Below are 23,760 nucleotides of genomic sequence, written 5' to 3'. Positions count from 1 at the left end.
GTGATTTCTGTTTGAGCATCGAAGAAGGAACAGGCCGGACATGGTGAAGGCTGAATGGGGCACGAAGCGGACCTGCCCGAAATGCGCGACTCGCTTCTACGACCTGGGCAAGGATGATCCGGTGACATGCATCAACTGCAACACCGCCTGGGAACCGGAACCGGTGCTGAAGTCGAAGCAACCGCTGCCTTATGAAGAAGTTGCGCCCAAGAAGGTGATCGAAACCGCTGACGGCGAACTGGAGACGGCCGACGACGATCTGGATATCGATCTGGACGTCGATGACGATGGTGATTCGCCGGATAATGACGTCGATCTGGGCGGTGACGATGACCTGGGTGTCGATGCCGCTGGCGACGATAGCGACGACGACAATTAATTGAAAATTGTGCTTGCCAAGGAGGTTGCTGCGACCTAATGGCAGCGACCTCCGAGGCGCCGGACCCAAACGGCGCTTCGGAAAATTGGTGACNACGATAGCGACGACGACAATTAATTGAAAATTGTGCTTGCCAAGGAGGTTGCTGCGACCTAATGGCAGCGACCTCCGAGGCGCCGGACCCAAACGGCGCTTCGGAAAATTGGTGACGGGGCCTTAGCTCAGCTGGGAGAGCGCCTGCATGGCATGCAGGAGGTCAGCGGTTCGATCCCGCTAGGCTCCACCATCCCGGACTTGATCCGGGATCCCGAGTGCAAGCGAAGGGTGTCGGAAGGTCGGAAATGACCTTGCCTTACAATGCTTCTGCAAGTGACGGACACCAGCAATATCGGCCGACGGTTTCCACCGGACATGGTCTTGATCCATTGGGATGCGGCATGGCCGCACAGATGGGGCCTTAGCTCAGCTGGGAGAGCGCCTGCATGGCATGCAGGAGGTCAGCGGTTCGATCCCGCTAGGCTCCACCAATTCTTCGCAAAGAAAAAGTCCGAGGGACATTCGCCGGCAAAACGTCCGAGCGCAAGCGAGGGATATAGGCTGGTCCCAGCGCCTCAGACCGGCCGAGGCTCTCCTACGTCATAGACCCGCAAATCGCGATCACCGATGCCTAGCTTCAGCCAGGCAGCCCGCCATTCGGTAATATGGGGTGCAGCGAAATGGCACTCCAGCGCTTCTTGTCCGGTCCACAACTCCTTGACGTGGATAAGTCCCGGCTCGAATACATCCTCGGCATAGACATATTCGAGGCAGCCTTCCTCCGCGCGGCTTGCGTCCGCCATGCGCTTCATGACGGGGCGAGCCTGCTCCAGCTTCTCGGCAGGCAGCCGAATGGTTCCGACGATCAGCAACATCAAGCCACGCTCACAAAGCTGTCCATCACCCGCTTTCGTCCCGCCGTCTCGAAATCGATCTCCAGCTTGTTGCCTTCGATCTCCGCGACGGTGCCATAGCCGAATTTCTGGTGGAAGACGCGCAAGCCAACGCTCATGTCGCTGCGGCCCTTGTTGCCGAGTGACACGGCCGACGCGCGCGCCTCCACGATCCGCACAGGCTCGCGGCTGAACTGGCCGCTGGATTGCGCGCGCTGCCAGCCCGGCCCGCGACCGGTGCCGCGCGCGACATTGGCGAAGGGATCGTCGCGTTCCGACCAGTTGGCACGCCAGAGCGACGCGCCGCCGCTCATGCTGCTTTCCTCCTCGACATGCTCGGGCGGCAGTTCGCCGACGAATCGCGAAGGGATGCTACTGGTCCACTGGCCGTAGATGCGGCGGTTGGCGGCATGGAGGATGGTGCATCTTTTTCGTGCCCGCGTGATCGCGACATAGGCCAGTCGGCGCTCCTCCTCCAGGCTGTTGAGGCCGCCCTCGTCCAGCGCGCGCTGCGAGGGGAAAAGGCCTTCCTCCCATCCCGCCAAAAAGACATGGTCGAATTCCAGTCCCTTGGCGGCGTGAATGGTCATGATCGTGACCTTGCGCTCGTCCGCCTGCGCCTCATTGTCCATGACGAGGGACACATGCTCCAGGAAGGCGCCCAGCGTCTCATATTCCTCCATCGCGCGGGCGAGTTCGGAAAGATTTTCGAGTCGCCCGGCGCTTTCGGTCGTGCGCTCGGCCTGGAGCATCGCGGTATAGCCGCTCTCGTCCAATATCTGCCGCGCCAGTTCGGCATGGGGCAGTTGCGCGGCGCGATCGCGCCAGCGGGCAAGATCGCCGATGAAGGCGCCCAACGAGCGGCGCGCCTGCGGCGTCAGTTCATCGGTATCGAGAATGCGGGCGGCCGCGAGGGTGAGGGGGGTGCCCTGCGCCCGCGCCAGACGATGCAGCTTCTCCACCGCCTTGTCGCCCAGGCCGCGCTTGGGGACATTGACGATGCGTTCGAAGGCGAGGTCGTCGGCCGGCTGGTTGACGAGGCGGAGATAGGCGAGCGCGTCGCGGATTTCGGCGCGCTCATAGAAGCGGAAGCCGCCGACGATACGATAGGGCAGGCCGATCTGGATGAAGCGGTCCTCGAACTCGCGGGTCTGGTGCTGGGCGCGGACGAGGATCGCGACTTCGTCCACCGATCCGCCCTTGCGCTCGATCGCCTCTATCTCGTCGCCGACGCGGCGGGCTTCCTCCGGCCCGTCCCATACGCCCACGACCTGCACCTTCTCGCCCACGTCGATGTCGGTCCAGAGCGTCTTGCCCAGGCGATTGCCATTTTCCGCGATGACGCCCGACGCCGCGCCCAATATATGGGGCGTTGAGCGGTAATTCTGTTCCAGCCGGATGATGGTCGCACCCGGAAAATCCTTTTCGAACCGCAGGATATTGGCGACTTCTGCGCCGCGCCATGAATAGATGGACTGGTCGTCGTCGCCCACGCAGCAGATATTCTTGCGCGTTTGAGCGAGGAGCCGCAGCCAAAGATATTGGCTGCTGTTTGTGTCCTGATATTCGTCCACCATGATGTAGCGGAATTTCTGCTGATACTGCTCCAGCACATCGCGATGCTTCTTCAATATTGTCAGAACATGCAGCAATAAGTCACCGAAATCGCAGGCATTTACGTCCCTCAGGCGCGCCTGATAGGCAGCATAGAGTTTCTGCCCCTTGCCATGGGCATAGCCTTCGCTCTCACCCGCGCCGACATCGTCCGGCGCCCAGCCCTTGTTCTTCCACTGGTCGATCAGGCCGCCAAGCTGCCGTGCGGGCCAGCGTTTCTCGTCAATTCCTTCGGCCTGGATCAACTGCTTCATCAGCCGTAGCTGGTCGTCGGTGTCGAGGATGGTGAAATTGGATTGCAGCCCGACCAGTTCGGCATGGCGGCGCAGCATCCTGGCGGCGATGGCGTGGAAGGTGCCGAGCCAGGGCATTCCCTCCACCGCATCGCCGATCATCGCGCCGACGCGCGCACGCATTTCCCGCGCCGCCTTGTTGGTGAAGGTGACGGCCAGGATTTCCGAAGGCCAGGCCCGGCGTGTCGCGATCAGATGGCCAAGGCGCGCGGTCAGCGCTGCGGTCTTGCCCGTCCCCGCGCCGGCCAGCACCAGCACCGGTCCCTCGGTCGTCAGCACGGCCTGCCGCTGGGGTTCGTTCAGCCCCTTCAGATAGGGTGGGTCATCGGGGGAGGGGGCTGGCAGCGTCATCTTCGATCAACTAGGGTCAGGGCACGGGATGGGCAAGGGCGCGCCCTTGCGGCGAAGGCCTTTCTATGAGAACAAAAGGCGAATCATGCAAGGGAGGATGAGCCATGGTGAGCGTAGCTGCGGTGACTGGCAAATGCCAATGCGGCGCGATCCGATATGAAGCGGAGGGCGAGCCGATCTATAGCGCGCTTTGCCATTGCGCCGATTGCCGGGCCAGCGCGGGCGCGCCGATGGTCGGCTGGGCGCTGTTCCCGCAGGACAGGGTGACGATCAGCGGCAGTCCGGTGCAATATCAGTCGTCGGAAAATGTCACGCGCCATTTCTGCGGCACATGCGGCACCGGGCTGTTCTACACCAATCCGGTGGTCTTCCCCGGATCGATCGATATCCAGACCGCGACTTTGGACGATCCTTCCGCATTGCCGCCCCAGGTGCATGTGCAGATGGCGGAGGCGGCGCCCTGGATGGCAGGCGCGCATGAACTGCCCAAGTTCGATCGCTATCCCGATGGGCCATGATGGTTAACCGCCGATCAATCCGGCCCTGATCGGCCACGTCCTGCCGCCGTATCGAGGAACGGTGGGTCGGTCCTTCCGGTTCTTTCCCTGCCCGAGCGGGCAAACGGGGCGAAGAACATAGGAAAGGATGTTCCCGATGAGAAAGATCATGCTGGCGGGCGCCGCCCTGCTGAGCTTCACCACCCTATCCGGCATGGCGATCGCGCAGGAAACGCCCGCGCCAAGTAGCCAGCCGCCCGGTGACGCCATGACGCCGCCCGCCGATCCCGCCACGCCGCCTCCGTCAGCGGATCCCGGGATGCCGCCTCCGGCGGGAGACCGGGCGATGCCGCCGCCTGCGGCCGACCCCGCCATGCCCCCCACGCCGCCTGCTGGCACCGATCCCAATGCCGGTCAGCCCACGGGCGCCGTGCCGGCCGATCCCGGCATGACCCCGGCCCCGGCCGATGCGCCCAAGGACCCGGCGGCGCCGGTCGGGTCTTCCTCCAATCCGGTGACGGTGGGCGGCAACATGACCCCCGCCCCCACGGAGGCGAAGGAGTATCCAGTCTGTTCGCGCACCGTGCAGGACAGCTGCATCAATCGGGGCGAAGCTAGGAAAGGACGCAAGCCTCGCTGAGGGCAGGCGCCGGGGCGGGCAGGGCGGCGATCAGCCTTGCCAGCCCGCTTCGGTCGCGGGCCGCATCGGCCAGGCTATATTTGTCGAGAACGGCCAGAAAGGCATTGGTGGCTTCCGCCAATATGCCGGACAGGCCGCAGGCCGGGCGGATGGCGCAATGCGCGCAATCCGCCATTTTCATGTCCGGCTCGCTGTGTCGGACGACCGCGCCCACCGAAATCTCGCCCGGCGTGCGCGCCAGGGTGAAGCCGCCGCCGCGGCCACGCTGGGTGTCGAGGAATCCGCCCTGCGCGAGATGATGGACCACCTTCATCAGGTGGTTGCGCGACAGGCCATAGGCTTCGGCGATTTCCGGGATCGTCGCACGACCGGAGGGCACCACGGCGAGGTGGAGCAGCACGCGCAGCGCATAGTCGGTGTGGCGGGTCAACTGCATGGCTGTTCTCGATATAGGGGCGACGCGCGGCTTGAAACAGGTATCCTGTTTACATATTAAAAGATGCAAACTAAATACATCTTATTGACTCGAAAGAAAGGTCCAGAGATGTCCAGTTCGCTGTCTGCCGAAACGATCGCCATCGTGAAGTCCACCGGTCCCGCGCTGCGCAAACATGGGGTGGAGATCACCACCGCCATGTATGCGCGCCTGTTCCAGGATGAGGAGGTGAAGGCGATGTTCGACCAGGCGGCGCAGGAGAGTGGCGAGCAGCCCCGGCGTCTGGCGGCGGCGATCCTGGGCTATGCCGAGAATATCGACAGGCTGGAGGTGCTGGGCGGCGCGGTTGCGCGCATGGTCGCGCGCCATGTCGATACCGGCGTGAAGCCCGAACATTATCCCAAGGTCGCCGCCGCGCTGCTGCCCGCGATTCGGGACGTGCTGGGCGAGGCGGTCGCGACCGACGAAGTGCTGGCGGCCTGGGCGGAGGCCTATAAGTTCCTGGCCGACATCCTCATCGCCAGGGAAGCAGAGGCTTACGCCGAAGCGGCATGAAATCAGAGCGATTTCAAGTCAGATGGAACATCTGGCGACTGGGAGCCGAAGGCTAGCGTAGCTAAATCACGGAAAACAAAAGAAAATAGAGCCTGCTCCGATTCAATCTAATCGGGACAGGCTCTGGAGGCGTCCGGCCCGCACGCGGATCGGCCAGCTTATGGGCCGTTTCCGGTCCGGGGCGCCCCACAGGTCGGTGAGGTCGGCGGCGAAATCGGTCAGCTTGTGCGCCTGCCCCGCTTCCCGCGCGCGCCGCACGGCGGACCAGGTGCCGACATAGCCCAGCAATTGATGCACGCTCCAATCGCGGCGAATGGAAAGGGCCGGCACGGCGATCGGCGCGAACGGGAAATCCAGGCCGGCATAGCCATGGTCGACCAGTTGCCGCTCGGGCGGCCAAAAGGGGCCGACATCCGCGTCATGGAAGCGGGCCAGCCGATCGTGGATCGGTCCGGGGTCGAGCCGGGGCACGCCATAGCTGATCAGTGCGAGGGCCGCGCCGGGGACGGCGATCCGCTGCGCCTGCGCATAAAAGGCGGGCAGGTCGAACCAGTGCGCCGCCTGGGCCGCCGTGACCAGGCTGGTGGTTCCATCCTCCACGGGCAGGGATTCGGCGGGGGCGCAGCGATAGGCGACGCGCGGATCGGGATCGGCATGGGCGAGTTGATCCGTGCTGGGATCGACGCCCACCACCGCATCGAAATGACCGGCGAGGCGGCGGGTGAACTGGCCGTTCCCGCAGCCGACATCGACCGCCAGCCGCCGGTCCGGAGCAAGTGCCGCCAGCGCGGCCGCCAGATCATCGGGATAGTCGGGGCGATACAGCGCATAGTTGGCGCCACCCCGGTCGAACCAGTTGGTGGCGCCCGCCATCGCTCAATCCTCCGCCCGAAGCAGCGTCAGCCGCGCCTTGCCCACGTCGCGCACGGCGTCGATGGCAAAGCCCTTCACCGTCACATCCTCGCGCCGGTCGGTTTCGATGCTGACCCAGGTCGCGCTGCCGGTCCAGCCGAGCCGTGCGAGCTTGTCGAGCGCCACCTGTCCCGCGCCCGTATCATAAGGCGGGTCCATGAAGATGAGGTCGAGCGGTTTGCCCGCCGGGCCGAGCGACATCACGCTGCCGGACCGGATATCCGGGCGGATGCCGAGCTTGTCGCCATTGGCGCGGATGACGTCCAGCGCCGCCTTGTCCTGCTCCACGAACAGGCAGGACGCCGCGCCGCGCGACAACGCTTCAAACCCCAGCGCGCCCGATCCGGCGAAGAAGTCGCCCACGGCCAGCCCTTCGAACGAGCCGATGCGGCTGGTCAGCATGGAAAAGAGCGTTTCGCGCGTGCGATCGGCGGTGGGGCGGGTCGCGTCGCCCTTGGGCGCGCCGAGCGGGCGGCCGCGCCATTGTCCGGCGATGATCCTCATTTCTGAGCGGCTTTCAGGCTGTTGCGGAACTGGATCAGGTCATGCTGGCGCACCTCCTCGACTGCGCCGACCGGCATCTCGCCCAGGGTGAAGGGGCCATAGGCGGTACGGATCAGGCGGTTCACCTGAAGGCCGAGATGTTCGAGGATGCGGCGGACCTCACGATTCTTGCCCTCGGTCAGCGACATTTCGATCCACTGGTTGCGGCCGGTGCGGCGCTCCAGATTGGCCTCGATCTGGCCGTAGCGGATGCCGTCGATCTCCAGCCCGTCGAACAGGTCTTCGAGCTGCTGCTGGCTGACCTCGCCGAAGGCGCGGGCGCGGTAGGTGCGCGGCACGCCGGTCGCGGGCAATTCCATCTGCCGCTTGAAACCGCCATCGGTGGTGAGCAGCAGCAGCCCTTCGGTGTTCATGTCGAGCCGCCCGATCGGCATCAGCCGCGGCAGGTCGGCGGGCAGCCGGTCATAGATGGTCGGACGTCCGGCCGGGTCGCGCTCGGTCGTGAGGCAGCCTGTCGGCTTGTGGAAAAGGAAAAGGCGCGCGGGCGGCGGCGCGGCGACGGCGACGCCGTCGACGGTCACACCGTGAAGCGAGGTCAGCAGGGTTGCCGGCGTGTCGAGCGCGACGCCGTCCTTCGCGATCCGGCCTTCCTCGATCATCCGTTCGATCTCGCGACGGGAGGCGATGCCGGCGCGGGCGAGCAGCTTGGCGATGCGCTGCGGTTCGCCCTTGCCGTCGGACTCCGCAGCGGCGTGCGCCGGATGCGGATTGGCGGGACCGGCGGGCTTTTTCGGTCCCGATTTGCGCGGCGGACGGGGTTTGGCGTCGGCGCGTGGCCGTTCGGTGCGGCCTTCGCTCCGGCCGGGACGCGCGTCCCTGGACGTGTCGTTCCGGCGCGACGACGCGCCCGAGCGCGGGGCCTCCGCCCGCGACCGGTCGGGGCGGGCGCGATCCGCGCGGGGGCGATCGCTCCTGCCTTCTTCGCTCCCACCGATGCGCGCATTCTTCGGCGCGTCGCCACGACGCGATGGTGCGCCGGTGCGCGGCCCATCAGCCTTTGCACGTTCGGCGCGCTGGATATCCGTGCGGGTGCGTTCCGGGCGATCGCCGTCACGACGGCTGCCGTGCGGCTTGGCATCCCGATCCTTGGTCGCTACGCTGCGCGACGATGGCGCGCCGGGACGCTTGCCCGACGGTTTGTCGGGGCCGGTCGGGCGCTTCGGGCCGCCGGGGCCAGCCCTGCGGGGCGGTCCGGATTTTTTCGGCGGTTGCACGGGCAGTTCCTTTTTAAACGCACTGGCCATTCCCATATGGGAAAAAGGCCAGCAACAGGCTGAAATGTGCCGCTCCGGCGCTTGGGTGAGGGGGACTTGGGCAGTCCTTGGGCAACCCGGTCCGGGAGCGCGGCGTTTCATCGGGTGCATGGCGGAAACAGGGCGGACTTGGCAAATGTTTTTCGGATTGGTGAAAGAGGGAAACGTCCGCAGGCCGCGCCGCAAGGCCATCCGCACCGTGCTGGTGGTCGAAGATGAACCGCTGGTCGCGTTCGACAATGAACATGCGCTGGAGCAGGCCGGCTATCGCATTGCCGCGACCGTCGATGATCATGACCATGCCGTGCGGGTCATGGACGGAGGCGGGGTCGACCTTGTGATAGCGGACGTAGCCCTGCATGGGGAAAAGAACGGCATCGACGTTGCCCGCCACGCCGCCGGGCAGGGGTTGCCGGTGCTGTTCGTCACCGGACGCTGCCCGATCGACGCCCGGTCGCTCGCCGTCGGATGCCTCTCCAAACCTTATGCTCCGCGCGACCTGATCGCCGCGATCGGCGTGGTCGACGCGGTGCTGCGTGGCGCGCGGCGACCGAAATTGCCCCACGGCCTCAGTCTGTTCGCGCCCGAAGGCTGATCGTCGCACAGGCCCCTTGCCAGCGCGTGATCAGGCCATATGGTGGCGGCCAACACTGACGCCACCGGGGGACGCGCGCATCCATGACCGACGCCATTGAGGCCAGCCATAGCTGGCTCGACGCCGTAAAGCCTTATGTGCAAAAGGCGCCGCTGGCCTCCTTCTTCCTGGGCGTGTCATCGGGTGCACCCTTTGCGATGATCGGCGCGACGCTGACCACGCGGCTGGCGCAGGACGGCATCGACAAGAAGGCGGTGACGGCCTTCACGCTCGCCTTCCTCGTCTATAATCTCAAATGGCTGTGGGCCTGGATCGTCGATGGCGTTCGCTTGCCCGTCATCGGACGGCTGGGGCAGCGTGTGTCCTGGCTGCTGGTCGCGGGCGTGCTGGTCATGGCGGCGGTCGCACATCTGGCGCTGGTCGACCCCACCACCAGCCTGCTCCAGACCGCCTATGCCGCCATCCTGGTCGGTGTGGCCGGCGCGACCTATGACATCGTCATCGACGCCTATCGCATTGAATTGCTGAAGCCCGAGCAATTGGGTGTCGGATCGGGCATGTCGCAATATGGCTGGCGCATCGGGTCGGTCGCCGCCGGGTCGCTGGCGCTGGTGCTGGCGGCGCGGATCGGCTGGCATGGCGCCTATCTGGCCTGCGCGGTCTTCGCGCTGCCCGCGATGCTGACCGGCCTGCTGATGGGCGAGCCGGAACGCCATCGCGATCCCGTCGCCCGGCGGGGCATGTCGGAGGTGATGGCGTCGATCACCGGGCCGCTGGTGGAGTTCTTCAAGCGACGCGGCGCCGTCCTGGTGCTGCTGTTCATCCTGCTGCACAAGATCGGGGACACGCTGGCGAACCTGACCTTCCGGCTGCTGTTCGACGATATGGGCTATAGCAATGACGAGATCGCCATCTACGACGTCGGCATGGGTTTCTGGGCCTATCTGATCGGCATCTTCATCGGCGGCATTCTCTATGCGCGGCTGGGCATGAAGCGGTCGGTGCTGCTCAGCCTGATCCTGATGTGTATTTCCAATTTCAGCTTCGCTGCGCTCGCCGCGCTGGGGAAGAGCAATTGGGGCATGGCGGGGGCGATCGGCTTCGAGAATTTCGCGAGCGGCATTGGCGGCGTCACCGTCGTGGCCTATTTCTCGGCGCTCTGCGACCTGCGCTTCACCGCTGCCCAATATGCGCTGATTTCGGCGGCGGCGAGCATCATCGGCCGCTTCCTGACCGGGACGACGGCGGGCGGACTGATCGAGCAAATCGGCTATGTCGACTTCTACCTGCTGACGACAGCGCTGGCGGTACCGGGCATATTGCTGTTCTGGTTGATGATGCGTGCGGGACTGATCGACGCCAGCGTCGGTACGGCGGCGACCGAAAGGGGGAATCAGCCCGCCGCGTAGAGGTCGAGCGGGCGGCCGAGATCCGTATGTGCCTGCGCCACCGCCTGAAGGCAGGTGAGCGCGCCCAGCGCATGGTCGTTGCCCAGCAGTTCGCTGACCCGGTCATAGGCGGCGTTGGGGTCGCGCAGCGCTTCGCCCGTCGCCTGCATCATCAGCGCCTCGTCGGCGGTCATGCGGGCGCAGCAGCAGGGGGCGACCAATATCTTGCGGCTCGACGCGCGCGCCAGTTCCAGCATCATCGCGCGCATCAGCACCAGCGGCCGGCGATAGCTGCGGCCGAAGGCGCCCAGCATCGCATTGGCGGCATGGGCGTCATTGACGCCCGCCGTCGCCATGCGGCGCATCACGAACAAGAAGAGGCGATTGCCATAGCCGCCCGGAATGGGACGGGGCAGGTCGAGGGGGGAGGTCTCTCCATAAGCCATAGAATCGCGCCTTCTGCGTTGGTCGATGACGCAAGATACGCTATTGCGAGTCAGTCGCAAGTCTTATTCAATCGGGCAATTGCTCGTTCAGTCGCAAAATCTCGCCCGCCAGATAGAGCGAGCCGCCGATCAGCAGTTTTGGCGTTCGGTCGCCCGCGCTCGCCGTATCCGCCGCCACGGCCCGGATCGCTGCTTCAGGACCGTCATGGACGGAGCAGCCGATGCCCCATTTGGCGGCGATGGCGGCGAAGCGTTCAGGCGGATGATAGTCATGGCCCGGCACCGGCAGTGCATGGATATGGGCGATCTTACCCGCAAACGGCGCGAGGAAGGCGTCCATTTCCTTGTTGGCCAACATGCCGATGATGAGGTGCAGCTTTTGCCCCTCCAGCCGATCAGGGGTGAAATAGGCGCCGATCGCTTCGCCCGCGCCGGCATTATGGCCGCCGTCGAGCCAGGCGGTGGCGCCTTTGGGTAGAGGAGCGAGCAGCGGCCCCTGCTCCAGCCGCTGGAGACGCGCAGGCCAATGCGCCCAGAGCGGCGCCGCCTTGAGCGCGGCTTCGGACAGCGGTACGGCGTGCTGATGACGCAGCATCGCAAAGGCGAGCGCGGCATTCTGCACCTGATGCGCGCCGGCGAGGCGCGGCAGCGGCGTGTCGAGTCGGCCGAGATCGTCGCGATAATGGAGCCGGTCGCGATAGGTGGCGGCGTCCCAACCCTCGCCCTGGCCGATCCATACGGTCCCGGCAATGTCGGCGGCGTCCTGCATGATCGGGTGAAGTATTTCGGGATAGCGCTGCGTCACCAGCGGCGCGCCGGGCTTGGCGATGGCGGCTTTTTCCGCCGCGATCTTCTCCAGCGTGTCGCCCAGAAATGCCTGATGGTCGATGCCGAGCTGGGCAACGCCGCACACCGCAGGATCGACCAGAACATTGGTGGCGTCGAGTCGTCCCCCCAGCCCGACTTCGATGATGCAGGCGTCGGCGTCATGTTCGGCGAAGGCGAGAAAGGCGGCGGCCGTCGTCACTTCGAAGAAGCTGGCATTCACGCCCTCTGCGATATCAAGCACCCGTTCGAGATAGCGGGCAAGCTGGCCGTCGTCGATGAGCTGACCGGACACCCGGATACGCTCGTTGAAGCGGACCAGATGGGGGGATGTGAAGACATGGACGCTCTTGCCGTCGGCCTCCATAGCCGCGCGCAGGAAGGCGCAGGTCGATCCCTTGCCGTTGGTGCCGGCGACATGGAAGACGGGGGGGAGGGCGCGGTGCGGATCGCCCAGCCGCTCCAGCAACCGGGTGATGCGCTCCAGACCCAGCACGTCGGCGCCGGGCGAGAGCGACCAGAGCCGGTCAAGCTGGGCCTGCACCTGCGGATCGTCCGAAACGGCGTGGTCGGCCATGGCGCGCTACTCCCCCTGTGGCGCGGTTAACGTGATATCAGGCGGCGACGCGCGGGCTGAGATAGCCGATCACGCGCGCCAGCGTGTCGCGCAATTCGCTGCGGTGGACGACCATGTCGAGCATACCGTGATCGAGCAGATATTCGGCGCGCTGGAAGCCTTCGGGCAGTTTTTCGCGGATGGTGCTTTCGATCACGCGCTGGCCGGCGAAACCGATCAGGGCGTTCGGCTCCGCAATCTGGACATCGCCCAGCATCGCATAGCTGGCAGTGACGCCGCCGGTGGTCGGATCGGTCAGCACGACGATATAGGGCAGGCCCGCCGCGTGCAGCTTCTGGATCGCGACGGTGGCGCGGGGCATCTGCATCAGGGACAGGATGCCTTCCTGCATGCGTGCGCCGCCGGCGGCGGTGAAGATCACATAAGGGCATCTATGGGCGATCGCGTCATTGACGCCCTGGATGAAGGCGGCGCCCACGCCCATGCCCATGGAGCCGCCCATGAAGGCGAAATTCTGCACCCCCATGACCAGCGGCACATCATCGATCGCGCCGCGTGCGTTGATGAGCGCGTCCTGATCGCCGGTCGAGGCGCGGGCGGCCTTGATCCGGTCGGGATAGCGTTTGGAGTCGCGGAACTTGAGCGGGTCTTCGGCGACATGCGGCGTCGGCAGCAGGATGAAGCCGGCGTCGAGTATCTGCTCGAAACGGGCGTCGGGACCGATGCGGCCATGATGGTCGCAGCGCGGGCAGACCGAGAGATTTTCCTCCCATTCCTTGATGAAGATCATCTCCATGCAGGACGGACATTTGTGCCACAGCGTTTCGGCGGTGGTTTCCTTCTTGGTGAAGGGCAGGGCGTTGCGAACGCGGTTGATCCAGCTCATGCTGCGGTCTCCCGGGAGAAAGTGGTGAGGGCGCCGCTCAGCGACGCGACGAATTCCTGCACGAAGGGCGCGGCGGCGTCTCCATGCGATCCGATGATGTCGACGATGGCGGAACCGACGACCACGCCATCGGCGATGCGGCCGATGGCGGCTGCCTGTTCGGGCGAGCGGACGCCGAAGCCGACCGCGATCGGCAGGTCGGTGGCGGCCTTGAGCTTTTCGACCGCCATTTCGATCGAAGCCTGCGCCGCCTGCTGCTTGCCGGTAATGCCGGCGACCGCGACATGGTAGAGGAAGCCGCTGGCGCCATCCAGCACCGCGGGCAGGCGCGCCGCGTCGGTGGTCGGGGTCGCGAGGCGGACGAGGTGGACGCCTGCCCGCCGTAGGGCGGGGCCGATCTCGGCATCCTCCTCCGGCGGAATGTCGACGCAGATGACGCCGTCGACGCCGGCCGCCTTGCACTGGTCGGCGAACCAGTCGGCCCCGCGCACCAGCATCGGATTGGCATAACCCATCAGGATCAGCGGCACGTCGGGATGACGCACGCGGAAATCGGCGGCAAGCGCGAAAATGTCCTTCGTCTTCGTGCCCGAACCCAGGCTGCGCAGGTTCGCCAGTTCGATGGCGGGGCCGTCGGCCATCGGATCGGTGAAGGGCATTCCCAGTTCGATGATGTCCGCGCCGCCCGCGACCAGCGCGTCGAGAATGGCGGGGGTTGCGGCGACGTCCGGATCCCCAGCGGTTACAAAGGTGATGAGGGCGGCGCGGCCCTGCGCCTTGCAGGCGATGAAGCGGGTGGAGAGGCGGTCTCCGGTCATGACGGCGCTCACATCTCCACTCCCAGCGCGTCGGCGACGGTGAAGATATCCTTGTCCCCCCGGCCCGACAGATTGACGACGATGATCTTGTCCGCGTCCAGCGTCGGCGCGACCTGCTCGGCCGCCGCCACCGCATGGGCGGATTCGAGCGCGGGGATGATGCCTTCCAGGCGCGAAAGGGTCTGAAAGCTTTCCAGCGCCTCATCATCCTTGATCGGCAGATATTTGACCCGGCCGATCTCATGCAGCCAGCTATGTTCCGGGCCGATGCCGGGATAGTCGAGGCCGGCGGAAATGCTGTGCGCCTCGGTGATCTGGCCGTCCTCGTCCTGGAGCAGATAGGTGCGGTTGCCGTGCAATATGCCCGACGCGCCGCCCGCGAGGGAGGCCGCGTGCTTCTTGTCCAGTCCTTCCCCCGCCGCCTCGACGCCGATCATCGCGACTTCCGGGTCATCGAGGAAGGGGTGGAACATGCCGATGGCGTTGGAGCCGCCGCCCACCGGGGCGATCAGCAGGTCGGGCAGGCGGCCTTCGGCCTCCACTATCTGGGCGCGGGTTTCCTTGCCGATGATCGACTGGAAATCCCGCACCAGTTCCGGATAGGGGTGCGGACCGGCGGCGGTGCCGATGATGTAGAAAGTGTCATGGACGTTCGACACCCAATGGCGCAGAGCGTCGTTCATCGCGTCCTTGAGCGTCTGCGATCCCGACACGACCGGGATCACTTCCGCGCCCAGCAGCTTCATGCGGAAGACGTTGGGCTTCTGCCGCTCCACATCCTTCGCGCCCATGAAGATCTTGCATTCCATGCCGAACAGGGCGGCGACGGTCGCGGTGGCGACGCCATGCTGGCCCGCGCCGGTTTCGGCGATGACCTTCTTCTTGCCCATGCGGCGGGCGAGCAGCGCCTGGCCGATGCAATTGTTGATCTTGTGCGCGCCGGTGTGGTTCAGTTCCTCGCGCTTGAGGTAGATTTTGGCGCCTTTGCCTGCGGGCGCCTTGGCGCGCAGCGCTTCGGTCAGCCGCTGCGCATAATAAAGCGGGTTGGGCCGGCCGACATAGGTGCGCAGCAGTTCGGCGAACTCGGCGTCGAATGCGGGATCGACCTTGGCGGCGTTGTAGACCTTCTCCAGCTCCAGGATCAGCGGCATCAGCGTTTCGGCGACGTAGCGGCCGCCGAACGCGCCGAAATGGCCGCTGGCGTCGGGCTGGGTGCGGAGGCTGTTGGGCAAGGCAATGGTGTCGGTCATGATGTCGGTCTTTCCGGGACAAATAGGGGCGTTCGCTTCAAAAAAGGAGCGATCAGCGCCATCGTTGTCCGATGCGCATGACGTGAAGTGTCTGCGTCAACATGCGGATACCGCTTTGCAGAAGGCCATGATCTTGTCCACACTCTTGATGCCCAACGCGCTTTCCACGCCGGAGGAAATATCGACCAGGGGGGCGCCGGTGATACGGATCGCCTCGCAGACATTATCGGTCGACAGACCGCCCGACAGGCCCCAGGGCAAGGGGATGGAAAGGCCGCGCAGCAGCGTCCAGTCGAAGCGTAGCCCCATGCCGCCCGGCAGTGCCGCGCCGTCGGGCGTCTTGGCGTCGAACAGCAGGCGATCGACCGCGTCGACATAGGCGCTGGCCGCGTCGATATCGGCCCGCGTCTTGATCGAGATCGCCTTCCAGACGGGCAGGCCGAAGCGCCGGCGGATGGCTGCGGCGCGATCCGGGCTTTCCTTGCCATGCAGCTGAAACGCGCTGAGCGCGCCGATGCCCGCCAGGCGGGCGAGTTGGTCGTCATCGGGATCGACCAAGACGGCGACCCTAACGATATGGACGGGGACGGCGGCGGCGAGCGCCCCGATCTGCTCCGGCTCCACATGGCGCGGGCTTTTGGGAAAATGGACGAAACCGATATGACTCACCCCTGCGCGCACGGCCGCTCCAACGGTATCGGCCGTTGAAAGGCCGCAAATCTTGATGGCGAGTCGGGACATGGAAGCGGGCTTTAGCGGGGATGCATGGGGAAGTCACATGATGGGCTGGTGGCCGCGCTGGGTCAGGTCCATGTCGTGCAACGCCAGCCAGTCGTCGGCATGATCGATGCAGGCCTGTCCCAGGAAGGCGTCGAGCATCGCCATGATGTCGTCGTCGGAGGCGTTGGCCGGGTCGATCGGCGGATGCCAATGAAGGTCGAAATGGGCGCCGCTGGTCCTGGCAAGGTAGAAGGGCGTCAGCCGCGCACCGGCCTTGCGCGCCAGTCGCAGCGTGAAGTCGAGATTGCCCGACGGGGGCAGGTTGCGCCCGAAGCGGGGAAACCAGACCTGCTGCTCGCGGCGTTCGTCCACCAATATGTAAAGCATCGCCCGATCCTTGGCCAAATGGCGCAGGATCGCGCGGGCTGCGCCGCCGCTGCCGGTGATCGCTTCCCCCATATAGCTTTTGCGCGCCCGCTTGAGCTGCGCCGCCACCTTTTCGTCTGCGGGCGGATCATAGACGCCCAGCGGCGGGCGATCAGTCGATGCCTTCAGGTGCGCGGCCATCAAGTCCCAATTGCCGATATGGGTGGTGAGAAAGATCATCGGCCCCGGCATGTCGAGCACCGCGCGATAGCCCGCCTCGTCCTGCACGCTGATGTGGCGCGGACTGACGAGCCGGTCGATATTGGCGAGTTCCGCCAGCGTCCGCCCCATATTCTCCCAGCGCCGGGTCAGGATCATCTCCCGCTCCGCTTGGCTCAGTTCAGGGCGCAACAGGGACAGGTTGGCCCGCGCGCGGGCGTCGCGCAGCTTCATCCGGGGGCGGGCGACATGGGCGGAGAGCCAGCCGCCGATCCACGAAGCCGTCCGGGCGGGGAGGCGGCGTAGCAGGGTGAAGAGAAAGGGGTTGGAGAGCATGGTCTTGCCCGTCATACAGAAGGTGATGAAGCGGTAAAGAGCCGCGAAGGGGGCCTTGTGTGACGATGATGCTGGCGCTGTGGCTGTTGCTCCAGGCGCTGACGCTGCTGGGGGCGGTCAATTATCTGCGTCACCTGCCCGCTGATCGGCAGGAAGAGTCGCCGGTCGGTGCGGTGATGATCCTGTCCGTGCGGGATGATTGGGATGGCGGGACGGACCTCATCGCCCGGTTGCAGGCGCAGACCGCGCGCTTCCGTTTGCTGCTCGCAACCTCCGGCGCCTGTCCGGCGGCCGAAATGCTGGCGGCGCGGGAGCCGGACTGGGTGCAGATCGTCCGGGCCGGGATTGCCGCGGATGAAGGCCAGAAGGTCCATAAGCTACGCGAGGCCTTGCGGGCCTTGCGGCCGGACGATCGCTATCTGCTGTTCATCGATGCCGATATCGAGCCGCCGGTGCGGCTCGCCGGGCGATTGCTCTTTCCACTGGTGCGGGGCAAGGCGGACATCGTGACCGGCTATCGGTTGCTGTTGCCGGAGGCGCATCCCGTGGCGGCGCTGGTGGGGGCGGTGGAAATGCAGTTGGCGACTTTGCCACGGGCGGCGAGCGCGACCATGCCTTGGGGCGGGGCGATGGCGTTGAGCCGGGAGGTGGCGGAGCGGCTCGATCTGGACGCGGCGCTGGCGGGGCGCTTGTCGGACGATATGGCGATCGGTCTTGCCGGATGGCGGGCGAAGCTGCGCTTGCGGCCGGTGCGGGATTTGCTGGTGGCCTCACCGCTGAAGGGGCGGGGGGCGATCGGCTTCGGGGTGCGGCAGTATCGGCATATCGTCACCAACAGTCCGGGGATGTGGTGGGCCGCTTGGCTTGTGATGGCTTGCCAGGCTTTGGGCTGGGTGTGGGCTTTGGCCTGGGGCGGTTGGGGGGCTGTGGCCGTGGGCTATGGCGCGGCTGTCGGGCGGGCGCTGGTGCGGCGACGGATTTTGGCGAGCGTGCTTGAACCGGAGCAAATGCGGGTAGCTGCGCGGTCGCTCTGGTGGGATGTGCTGGCACCGTTTGTGGTGTGCTGGGTGCATTGCGGTATGCAGTTGGCGGCGGCGTGTTCGAACCGGATCAGGTGGGGCGGGTTTAACTATTGGCTGAGGAAGGGGAAGGTCGCGCGGATGGAGAGGGCGGAGTAGCCGCTTTCGACCATGAAGTGGACATAAAATCCTCCCCTGCAAGGGGAGGGGGACCACGAAGTGGTGGAGGGGTGTCCCGCTATCGAGAGGGTGACACCCTCCGTCAGGCGCTACGCGCCTGCCACCTCCCCTTGCAGGGGAGGATGAAAAAGCCGCCTGTCCGTTTTCCACCCTTTGTGGTCATTCCCGCATCGAATCGAGTGCGCCAGCTACGGACATTAACTTGTTGATAAGTTGTAAGCATGGTCCCCAAAAAATTCATTCTTGCAGTCATCTTGGCGTGCGCAGGCTGCGAAAAGAGTCCCATGCCGTCACACGTCCATAGGCTGGCAAAGGTCAAATTTGCTGACGATAACCGGCTTCATATCCAGCGACTGGGCAAATTGACGATAAGGCCAACCACGAAATTCTGCTCGTTCCGCGAGGCGTTCACCTTTAATGGTAACCTTCTTATAGACGCATTGGAACATCATAAGCAAAGTTGGTCTACCGAGCGAACCAACGGCATTGTCGACGGGACCGGTTGCAACGCACCAGATACAATTTTCATTTACGGGTTCAAATCGGACAATCGGCATGGGCGCCCCTACACGCTGACCTATGCGGTCTGGCAGGGACAATCGGCATCGGTGGCAACGCTGACGCGGCCGGATGGCGCCCGCCCCGGCCTCGAAATTGTGCCAGTCGGTGCCTACATCGGGTTGTTCTCTGATGCCAACGCAGAGCGACTTGAGCAGGAATCCGTCATACTCGATGCGCAGGATGTTACTGCGGCGTTGTTAAAAGGCATGGATTGGAAATCTTAAAGACATCTCCCCGCTTTACTCGACCTCAGGACCAGACCGTCCGCAATCCACCCTTTCCCGTCCTGCCGGCAAAAACTCGGCATCCATCGGGCGTTACCGCGATGGATTGCAAGAAAGCGCAGTCTCCCGGCTCTCGCCCCCGTCCGCCTGTCGCCGCCCTGACGCTCAAATGCCCTACAACAGCCCCTTGGCCCGCAGGCTGACATGCCCCTGCGCGCCGATGATGATATGATCATGCACGCTGATGCCCAGTCGCTTCCCCGCATCGATGATCTGCCGGGTCACATCGATATCCTGCCGGCTCGGCTCGGGCGAACCGCTGGGATGGTTATGCACCAATATCAAAGCCGCCGATCCGAAATCGATCGCCCGCTTGATCACCTCGCGCGTATAGATCGCGGCCTGGTCGATCGACCCGTCGCCCATATGATCGTCGCGGATCAGCATGTTGCGGCTGTTGAGGTGCAGCACCCGCACCCGCTCGACCCCCAGCCAGGCCATGTCGGCGCGCAGATAGTCGAGCAGCGCCTGCCAGCTTCCCAGCACCGGCCGCGCCGCGACTTCGTTACGGAGCATCCGCAGCGCGGTCGCCTGCACGATCTTGATTGCGGCGACGCTGGTGTCGCCCATGCCGGGCACACGGGCGATCGCCTGCCAGTCGGCGGTCATCAGCCCGCCGATGCCGCCGAAGGTCCGCAACAATGACTTGGCCAGCGGCTTGGTGTCGCGGCGGGGGATGGCCAGCGCCAGCAGATATTCGATCAGTTCATGGTCGTGCAGCGCATCGCCGCCATTTTCGGCCAGTTTCTGCCGCAATCGCGCTCGATGGCCCGTGCCGTCATGGCTGGCTTTCGCGTCCTGTTCGGCCAATCTTCCGTCCCCCTTGTCGACGCTAAACGACGCTATGCGTTGCGGAATCGTGGAGCAAGGATATTTAGGGGAGGAGAGACGTTATGGTCCCGTCACGGACCGTCAGCGTCAACATGAGAGCCGGGGTTTGCCATAGGCATGGAAGAAGAGAACGGCGAAGAAGCGGTTCGCCGGGCATGGCTGCGCTGGCTGGGCGTGGGTACGGGGTCACTGGCGCTGGTGCTGGTTGGCCTGTGGACTCAGCGCGCGCCGATCGCGGAGAATTTCGTTAGCCGCGAACTCAACCGTCGCGGTGTCCAGGCCAATTATGATCTGGTCGATGTGGGCCTGCGCACTCAGCGGATCGAGAATATCGTGCTGGGCGATCCGGCAAAGCCAGACCTGACCGCCCACTGGGTCGAGGTGGACATCGCCTTCACCGGGCTGACGCCGCAGGTCGCGGCGGTGCGGGCCGGCGGCGTGCGGCTGCGCGGTTCTTTCCATGACGGCGTAATGCGGCTGGGCGAACTGGATCGGTTCCGCGACCCGGATTCGACCGCGCCCTTCAGCCTGCCCGATATCCGCGTTTCGCTCGCCGATGCGCGGGTGACGCTGGACACCGACGCCGGCCGGATCGGGATGCAGATCGACGGTGACGGCAATCTGAAGTCCGGTTTCCGGGGCCGGCTGGCGGCCGCCATGCCGCGCGCGTCGCTGGCGGGCTGCGGCCTGTCGCGGGGCACGGCGATGGTGACGATCGCGATGCGGCAGGGCGCGCCGCACCTGACCGGCCCGGTGCGGGCGGACGCCATCGCCTGCCGCGATGCCGGCGCGGCGATCTCGAAACCGGCGGCGGCGATTGATCTCACCCTGGGCAAGGCGCTGGATCGATGGACGGGCCATGTCGACCTGTCGGGCGAGGCGTTGAGGGGCGGGGGGCTGGTGCTGGCCGCACCTGACGGTCGCGTCGATTTCGACGGCACGGCGGCCCGCACCGGCGGCAAGGTCCGCATGGGCGCAAAGGCGTTGACCGGGCACGGCGCGGTGCTGCGCGACGCTTTTCTGGCGGGTGACTGGGTGCTGGGAAAGGACGGCCAGAGCCTGCAAGGCGCATTGTCCGGCGAAGACCTGCATATGGCTGGCGGCAATCCGCTGACGGGCTTGCGCGCATCCGCCGCCGGCACGCCGGTCGGGCCGCTGGCGGTGAAGCTCGCCGATGCGGTCGAACAGGCCGGGCGGCGCAACCGGCTGCGCACGACCTTCGCCCTGGTGCAGAAGCCCGGCAATGGCAGCCTGGTCATTACCGACACCGCCATTGACGCGCGGAGCGGCGCGCGCATCGGCATCGCGCGGGGCGGGCGGGTGACGCTGGCTTGGCCGGGCAGGGAGCCGGGGAAGGCGGCCGGGATGGACTGGGCGCTCGACGGCGCGATCACGACGCAGGGCGGCGGCCTGCCGCAGGCCGCGCTGCGGCTTGCGCGGCGGCCGGGCGGCGGCTTTGGCGGACAATTGTTCGTAGAACCCTATGCGGCCGGTGAGGCGAAACTGGCGCTCGATCGGGTGCGGTTCACCGCCGACCGGAATGGCGCGACCCATTTTGCGACCGCGATGCGGCTCGATGGTCCGCTGCCCGATGGCCATGTGCGCGGCCTCAGCCTGCCGGTCGAGGGGCGTGTCGCCGCCAACGGCGCGGTGGCGATCAATCCGGGCTGCGTGCCGGTGTCGCTGCTGGAGGCGCGCTACGGCAATTTCGCACTGGGCCAGACCCGACAGACGTTTTGCCCGGTCGAGGGCGGGGCGATGCTCGCCATGGGGCCGGGCGGCGTCCGGGGCGGGGCGGCGATCCGCGATCTGGCGCTCGAAGGCCGCAGCGGCGACAGCCCGATGCGCCTGATCGCCGATCAGGTGCGCGTCGCGCTCGGCAAGACCGGCTTCGCGCTCGCCAATCCGGCGCTGACCATCGGCCCGCAGGACGCCCCGGTCCGCCTGTCCGCAGCCGCCATGGACGGCGCGATGACCGCCGATGGCCTTGCCGGCAAGCTGACCGGCGCGGGCGGGCAGATCGGCGCCGTGCCGTTGATCGTCGAGCAGGGGGCGGGCGACTGGAGCTTCGTCAGGGGCGTGCTCGGCCTGCGCGCCGCCATGACCGTGCGTGATGCGCAGGAAACGGCGCGCTTCAACCCGCTCTCCGTCCCCGATTTCGCGCTGACGCTGAAGGATGGCCGCATCGCCGCCACCGGCACGATGACCCGCAGTGGCGCGACGGTGGCAAAGGCGGACATTATCCATGATCTCGGCAGCGGGAGGGGCCATGCCGATCTCGCCGTCCCCAACCTTACCTTCAATCCCGCCTTCCAGCCCGATGCGGTGACGCCGCTGACCCTGGGCGTCATCGCCAATGTGAAGGCGACCGTGACGGGGCAGGGACGAATCGACTGGACCGGCGCCACCGTCACCAGCAGCGGCACCTTCCGCACCGACAATGCGAATTTCGCCGCCGCCTTCGGCCCGGTGGAGGGGCTGTCTGGCGAAATCCGCTTCACCGACCTGATCGGCATGATCACCGCGCCGGGGCAGGAAGTGCGCATCAAAAAGGTCAATCCCGGCGTTGAGGTGGAGGACGGCGTGGTCCGCTATCGTCTGGAAGCCGGGCAGAAGGTGCGGATCGAAGGGGGCGGCTGGCCCTTCTCCGGCGGCAAGCTGGACCTGCTGCCCACGACCATGAACTTCGGCGAGGATGTCGACCGCTACATGACCTTCCGCGTCATCGGGCTGGACGCGGGCGCCTTCATCCAGGCGATGGAACTGGACAATGTGTCGGCGACCGGCACCTTCGACGGCATCATGCCGCTCATCTTCAACGCCAAGGGCGGCCGGGTTTCCGGCGGCGTGCTGGTCGCGCGGCAGCAGGGTATGCCGCCGCTCATCATGCCCGAAGGGGTGCTGCCGACCATTCCCTGCGATCCGACCCGCCAGTCGGGCGTGCTGTCCTATGTCGGCCCGGTGTCGAACGAGCAACTGGGCATGATGGGCAAGATGGCCTTCGACGCGCTTAAGAATCTGCAATATAAATGTCTGACAATCCTGATGGACGGCGCGCTCGACGGAGAGATGGTGACGAACGTCGTCTTCAATGGCGTCAACCGGGGCAAGCTGGGCGACGCGCCGGGCGGGATCGCGCGCAACTTCATCGGTCTGCCCTTCATCTTCAACGTGCGGATCGCCGCGCCCTTCCGCGGGCTGATGGGCACCGCCCAATCCTTCATCGATCCCTCGCAACTGATCCAGAACAGCATCGGCGATCAGGTGCAGGGCGAAATGCGAACGGGTCCGCAACAAAATCTTGCGGTTCAGCCGCGGGAAAGCGAGACTGTGCCAGACGGGGAGCCGAAATGAAGACACGCGCAATCATGACCGCCGGTTTCGCCGGCCTCGCTTTGGGGGGATGCATTCAGGTGAAGGCCCCTGATCGCCCCATCGAAATCAACCTGAACGTCAAGGTGCAGCAGGAGGTCGTCGTGAAGCTGCAACGCGACGCGCAGGATCTCATCCAGAATAACCCGGAGTTGTTCCCGCAATGACACGCAAGTTGCTTATGCCTAAGCTGATGATCGCCGCTGGCGCCGTGGCTGCGCTGGCGAGCGGCTTCATCATGACCGCGCCCGCCCGCGCCCAGTCCGGCGCCGTCGTAGCCGCCATGAACGCCGGGACGGTGGGCGAGCAGGCCGACGGCTATCTCGGCATCGCCGGGTCGGTGGGCGCCGACGTTCGTTCGGAGGTCGAATCGATCAATATCAAGCGCCGCGCGGCCTATACCCAGCTCGCTGGCCAGCGCGGCGTCACCGTGCAGGACGTCGCCGCCGCGACCGGCTGCCAGACGCTCAGCAGTCGGGTGAAGCAGGGTCAGGTCTATCGCATCGGCGCCGGCGGATGGCAGACCAAGGGCGCCGGGGCGATCGCCCTGCCGCCCTATTGCGCCACGGCCGGCTGATCAGCCTCGCGGACGGAATGAAAAGAAGGCGCGGTGGCCCCGTCACCGCGCCTTTACCTATCGTTAGAGCGAATTGTGCGGGCTAAG

At 65.7% G+C, this 23,760-nt stretch carries 25 protein-coding genes and 2 tRNA genes; 13 read left to right on the top strand and 14 right to left on the bottom strand.

Annotated features, from left to right (window positions below):
• Positions 1-40: 40 nt before the first annotated feature.
• The 3 genes from AC58EF_RS18130 (at position 41) to AC58EF_RS18120 (ending at position 906) form a co-directional block, all read left to right on the top strand.
• Positions 41-379, top strand: coding sequence for a TIGR02300 family protein (locus tag AC58EF_RS18130; protein WP_497277742.1), 339 nt, complete (start codon positions 41-43; stop codon positions 377-379).
• A 210-nt stretch (positions 380-589) separates the two neighbouring features.
• Positions 590-665, top strand: a tRNA-Ala gene (locus AC58EF_RS18125).
• A 165-nt stretch (positions 666-830) separates the two neighbouring features.
• Positions 831-906: transfer RNA gene (locus AC58EF_RS18120), tRNA-Ala, on the top strand.
• A gap of 84 nt (positions 907-990) precedes the next feature.
• Here the strand turns inward: AC58EF_RS18120 and AC58EF_RS18115 are convergent.
• Both AC58EF_RS18115 and AC58EF_RS18110 read right to left on the bottom strand, forming a co-directional pair.
• Positions 991-1,290: a putative quinol monooxygenase gene (locus tag AC58EF_RS18115; RefSeq protein ID WP_497277741.1), complete on the bottom strand. Its 300-nt coding sequence runs from the start codon at positions 1,288-1,290 to the stop codon at positions 991-993.
• Positions 1,290-3,566: an ATP-dependent helicase gene (locus AC58EF_RS18110; RefSeq protein WP_497277740.1), complete on the bottom strand. Its 2,277-nt coding sequence runs from the start codon at positions 3,564-3,566 to the stop codon at positions 1,290-1,292. The genes AC58EF_RS18115 and AC58EF_RS18110 overlap by 1 nt, the downstream gene beginning before the upstream one ends.
• A 104-nt stretch (positions 3,567-3,670) precedes the next feature.
• Between AC58EF_RS18110 and AC58EF_RS18105 the strand changes: the two genes are divergently transcribed.
• Positions 3,671-4,084 carry a GFA family protein gene (locus AC58EF_RS18105; RefSeq protein ID WP_497277739.1) on the top strand — a complete coding sequence of 138 codons (414 nt, stop codon included), beginning with the start codon at positions 3,671-3,673 and terminating at the stop codon, positions 4,082-4,084.
• A 136-nt stretch (positions 4,085-4,220) separates the two neighbouring features.
• Positions 4,221-4,703 (top strand): Fe-S oxidoreductase, encoded by a 483-nt coding sequence (locus tag AC58EF_RS18100; RefSeq protein WP_497277738.1) that lies wholly within the window; start codon positions 4,221-4,223, stop codon positions 4,701-4,703.
• Here the strand turns inward: AC58EF_RS18100 and AC58EF_RS18095 are convergent.
• Positions 4,678-5,139 carry an Rrf2 family transcriptional regulator gene (locus AC58EF_RS18095; protein ID WP_497277737.1) on the bottom strand — a complete coding sequence of 154 codons (462 nt, stop codon included), beginning with the start codon at positions 5,137-5,139 and terminating at the stop codon, positions 4,678-4,680. The two genes, AC58EF_RS18100 and AC58EF_RS18095, sit on opposite strands and share 26 nt — an antisense overlap.
• Positions 5,140-5,247: 108 nt before the next feature.
• On the opposite strand from AC58EF_RS18095, the gene AC58EF_RS18090 reads away from it, so the two are divergent.
• The gene (locus AC58EF_RS18090; protein ID WP_497277736.1) at positions 5,248-5,694 is read left to right on the top strand and encodes a globin domain-containing protein; all 447 of its coding nucleotides are present in this window, start codon (positions 5,248-5,250) and stop codon (positions 5,692-5,694) included.
• 102 nt (positions 5,695-5,796) lie between these two features.
• Here the strand turns inward: AC58EF_RS18090 and AC58EF_RS18085 are convergent, their stop codons facing one another.
• From AC58EF_RS18085 to AC58EF_RS18075, 3 genes are read right to left on the bottom strand one after another with little or no spacing between them, the layout of a single operon-like run.
• A complete protein-coding gene (locus AC58EF_RS18085; protein ID WP_497277735.1) occupies positions 5,797-6,567 on the bottom strand; it encodes a class I SAM-dependent methyltransferase in 771 nt (256 codons plus the stop codon).
• Between the two features lie 3 nt (positions 6,568-6,570).
• The gene (gene rsmD / locus AC58EF_RS18080; RefSeq protein WP_497277734.1) at positions 6,571-7,110 is read right to left on the bottom strand and encodes a 16S rRNA (guanine(966)-N(2))-methyltransferase RsmD; all 540 of its coding nucleotides are present in this window, start codon (positions 7,108-7,110) and stop codon (positions 6,571-6,573) included.
• Positions 7,107-8,384, bottom strand: a complete 1,278-nt coding sequence (locus tag AC58EF_RS18075; protein ID WP_497277733.1) for a pseudouridine synthase — start codon at positions 8,382-8,384, stop codon at positions 7,107-7,109. Before AC58EF_RS18075 ends, rsmD begins: the two co-directional genes overlap by 4 nt.
• Before the next feature lie 175 nt (positions 8,385-8,559).
• Between AC58EF_RS18075 and AC58EF_RS18070 the strand changes: the two genes are divergently transcribed.
• Complete coding sequence (locus AC58EF_RS18070) at positions 8,560-9,018, top strand: response regulator (protein WP_497277732.1); 459 nt, start codon at positions 8,560-8,562, stop codon at positions 9,016-9,018.
• 83 nt (positions 9,019-9,101) lie between these two features.
• The gene (locus tag AC58EF_RS18065; RefSeq protein ID WP_497277731.1) at positions 9,102-10,427 is read left to right on the top strand and encodes an AmpG family muropeptide MFS transporter; all 1,326 of its coding nucleotides are present in this window, start codon (positions 9,102-9,104) and stop codon (positions 10,425-10,427) included.
• Here the strand turns inward: AC58EF_RS18065 and AC58EF_RS18060 are convergent.
• From AC58EF_RS18060 to AC58EF_RS18030, 7 genes are all read right to left on the bottom strand, one after another.
• Entirely contained in the window at positions 10,412-10,852 is a 441-nt protein-coding gene (locus AC58EF_RS18060; RefSeq protein WP_497277730.1) for a DUF6628 family protein, read from the bottom strand. The two genes, AC58EF_RS18065 and AC58EF_RS18060, sit on opposite strands and share 16 nt — an antisense overlap.
• A 67-nt stretch (positions 10,853-10,919) precedes the next feature.
• Complete coding sequence (locus AC58EF_RS18055; protein ID WP_497277729.1) at positions 10,920-12,254, bottom strand: bifunctional folylpolyglutamate synthase/dihydrofolate synthase; 1,335 nt, start codon at positions 12,252-12,254, stop codon at positions 10,920-10,922.
• 37 nt (positions 12,255-12,291) lie between these two features.
• Positions 12,292-13,140, bottom strand: a complete 849-nt coding sequence (accD, locus tag AC58EF_RS18050; protein ID WP_497277728.1) for an acetyl-CoA carboxylase, carboxyltransferase subunit beta — start codon at positions 13,138-13,140, stop codon at positions 12,292-12,294.
• A complete protein-coding gene (gene trpA / locus AC58EF_RS18045) occupies positions 13,137-13,958 on the bottom strand; it encodes a tryptophan synthase subunit alpha (protein ID WP_497277727.1) in 822 nt (273 codons plus the stop codon). The genes accD and trpA overlap by 4 nt, the downstream gene beginning before the upstream one ends.
• An 8-nt stretch (positions 13,959-13,966) precedes the next feature.
• Positions 13,967-15,208: a tryptophan synthase subunit beta gene (gene trpB, locus AC58EF_RS18040; RefSeq protein ID WP_497277726.1), complete on the bottom strand. Its 1,242-nt coding sequence runs from the start codon at positions 15,206-15,208 to the stop codon at positions 13,967-13,969.
• Between the two features lie 96 nt (positions 15,209-15,304).
• A complete protein-coding gene (locus tag AC58EF_RS18035) occupies positions 15,305-15,949 on the bottom strand; it encodes a phosphoribosylanthranilate isomerase (protein WP_497277725.1) in 645 nt (214 codons plus the stop codon).
• Between the two features lie 33 nt (positions 15,950-15,982).
• Positions 15,983-16,849: a lysophospholipid acyltransferase family protein gene (locus AC58EF_RS18030; RefSeq protein WP_497277761.1), complete on the bottom strand. Its 867-nt coding sequence runs from the start codon at positions 16,847-16,849 to the stop codon at positions 15,983-15,985.
• A 68-nt stretch (positions 16,850-16,917) separates the two neighbouring features.
• On the opposite strand from AC58EF_RS18030, the gene AC58EF_RS18025 reads away from it, so the two are divergent.
• Together AC58EF_RS18025 and AC58EF_RS18020 are read left to right on the top strand one after the other, a co-directional pair.
• Entirely contained in the window at positions 16,918-18,027 is a 1,110-nt protein-coding gene (locus AC58EF_RS18025; protein ID WP_497277760.1) for a glycosyltransferase family protein, read from the top strand.
• 305 nt (positions 18,028-18,332) lie between these two features.
• The gene (locus tag AC58EF_RS18020; RefSeq protein ID WP_497277724.1) at positions 18,333-18,833 is read left to right on the top strand and encodes a hypothetical protein; all 501 of its coding nucleotides are present in this window, start codon (positions 18,333-18,335) and stop codon (positions 18,831-18,833) included.
• Between the two features lie 174 nt (positions 18,834-19,007).
• On the opposite strand, the gene radC is transcribed toward AC58EF_RS18020, so the two are convergent.
• The gene (radC, locus tag AC58EF_RS18015; RefSeq protein WP_497277723.1) at positions 19,008-19,703 is read right to left on the bottom strand and encodes a RadC family protein; all 696 of its coding nucleotides are present in this window, start codon (positions 19,701-19,703) and stop codon (positions 19,008-19,010) included.
• A 138-nt stretch (positions 19,704-19,841) separates the two neighbouring features.
• Between radC and AC58EF_RS18010 the strand changes: the two genes are divergently transcribed.
• Genes AC58EF_RS18010 through AC58EF_RS18000 form a run of 3 tightly spaced genes read left to right on the top strand, consistent with a single transcriptional unit; the run spans position 19,842 to position 23,673 of the window.
• Complete coding sequence (locus AC58EF_RS18010) at positions 19,842-23,078, top strand: intermembrane phospholipid transport protein YdbH family protein (RefSeq protein ID WP_497277722.1); 3,237 nt, start codon at positions 19,842-19,844, stop codon at positions 23,076-23,078.
• Positions 23,075-23,263 carry a YnbE family lipoprotein gene (locus AC58EF_RS18005; protein ID WP_497277720.1) on the top strand — a complete coding sequence of 63 codons (189 nt, stop codon included), beginning with the start codon at positions 23,075-23,077 and terminating at the stop codon, positions 23,261-23,263. Before AC58EF_RS18010 ends, AC58EF_RS18005 begins: the two co-directional genes overlap by 4 nt.
• Positions 23,260-23,673: a YdbL family probable chaperone protein gene (locus tag AC58EF_RS18000; protein WP_497277719.1), complete on the top strand. Its 414-nt coding sequence runs from the start codon at positions 23,260-23,262 to the stop codon at positions 23,671-23,673. The genes AC58EF_RS18005 and AC58EF_RS18000 overlap by 4 nt, the downstream gene beginning before the upstream one ends.
• The last annotated feature ends 87 nt before the right edge of the window (positions 23,674-23,760 follow it).

The organism is Sphingobium sp. WR1, assembly GCF_059693745.1.
This window is presented reverse-complemented; position numbering and strand designations above follow the sequence as displayed.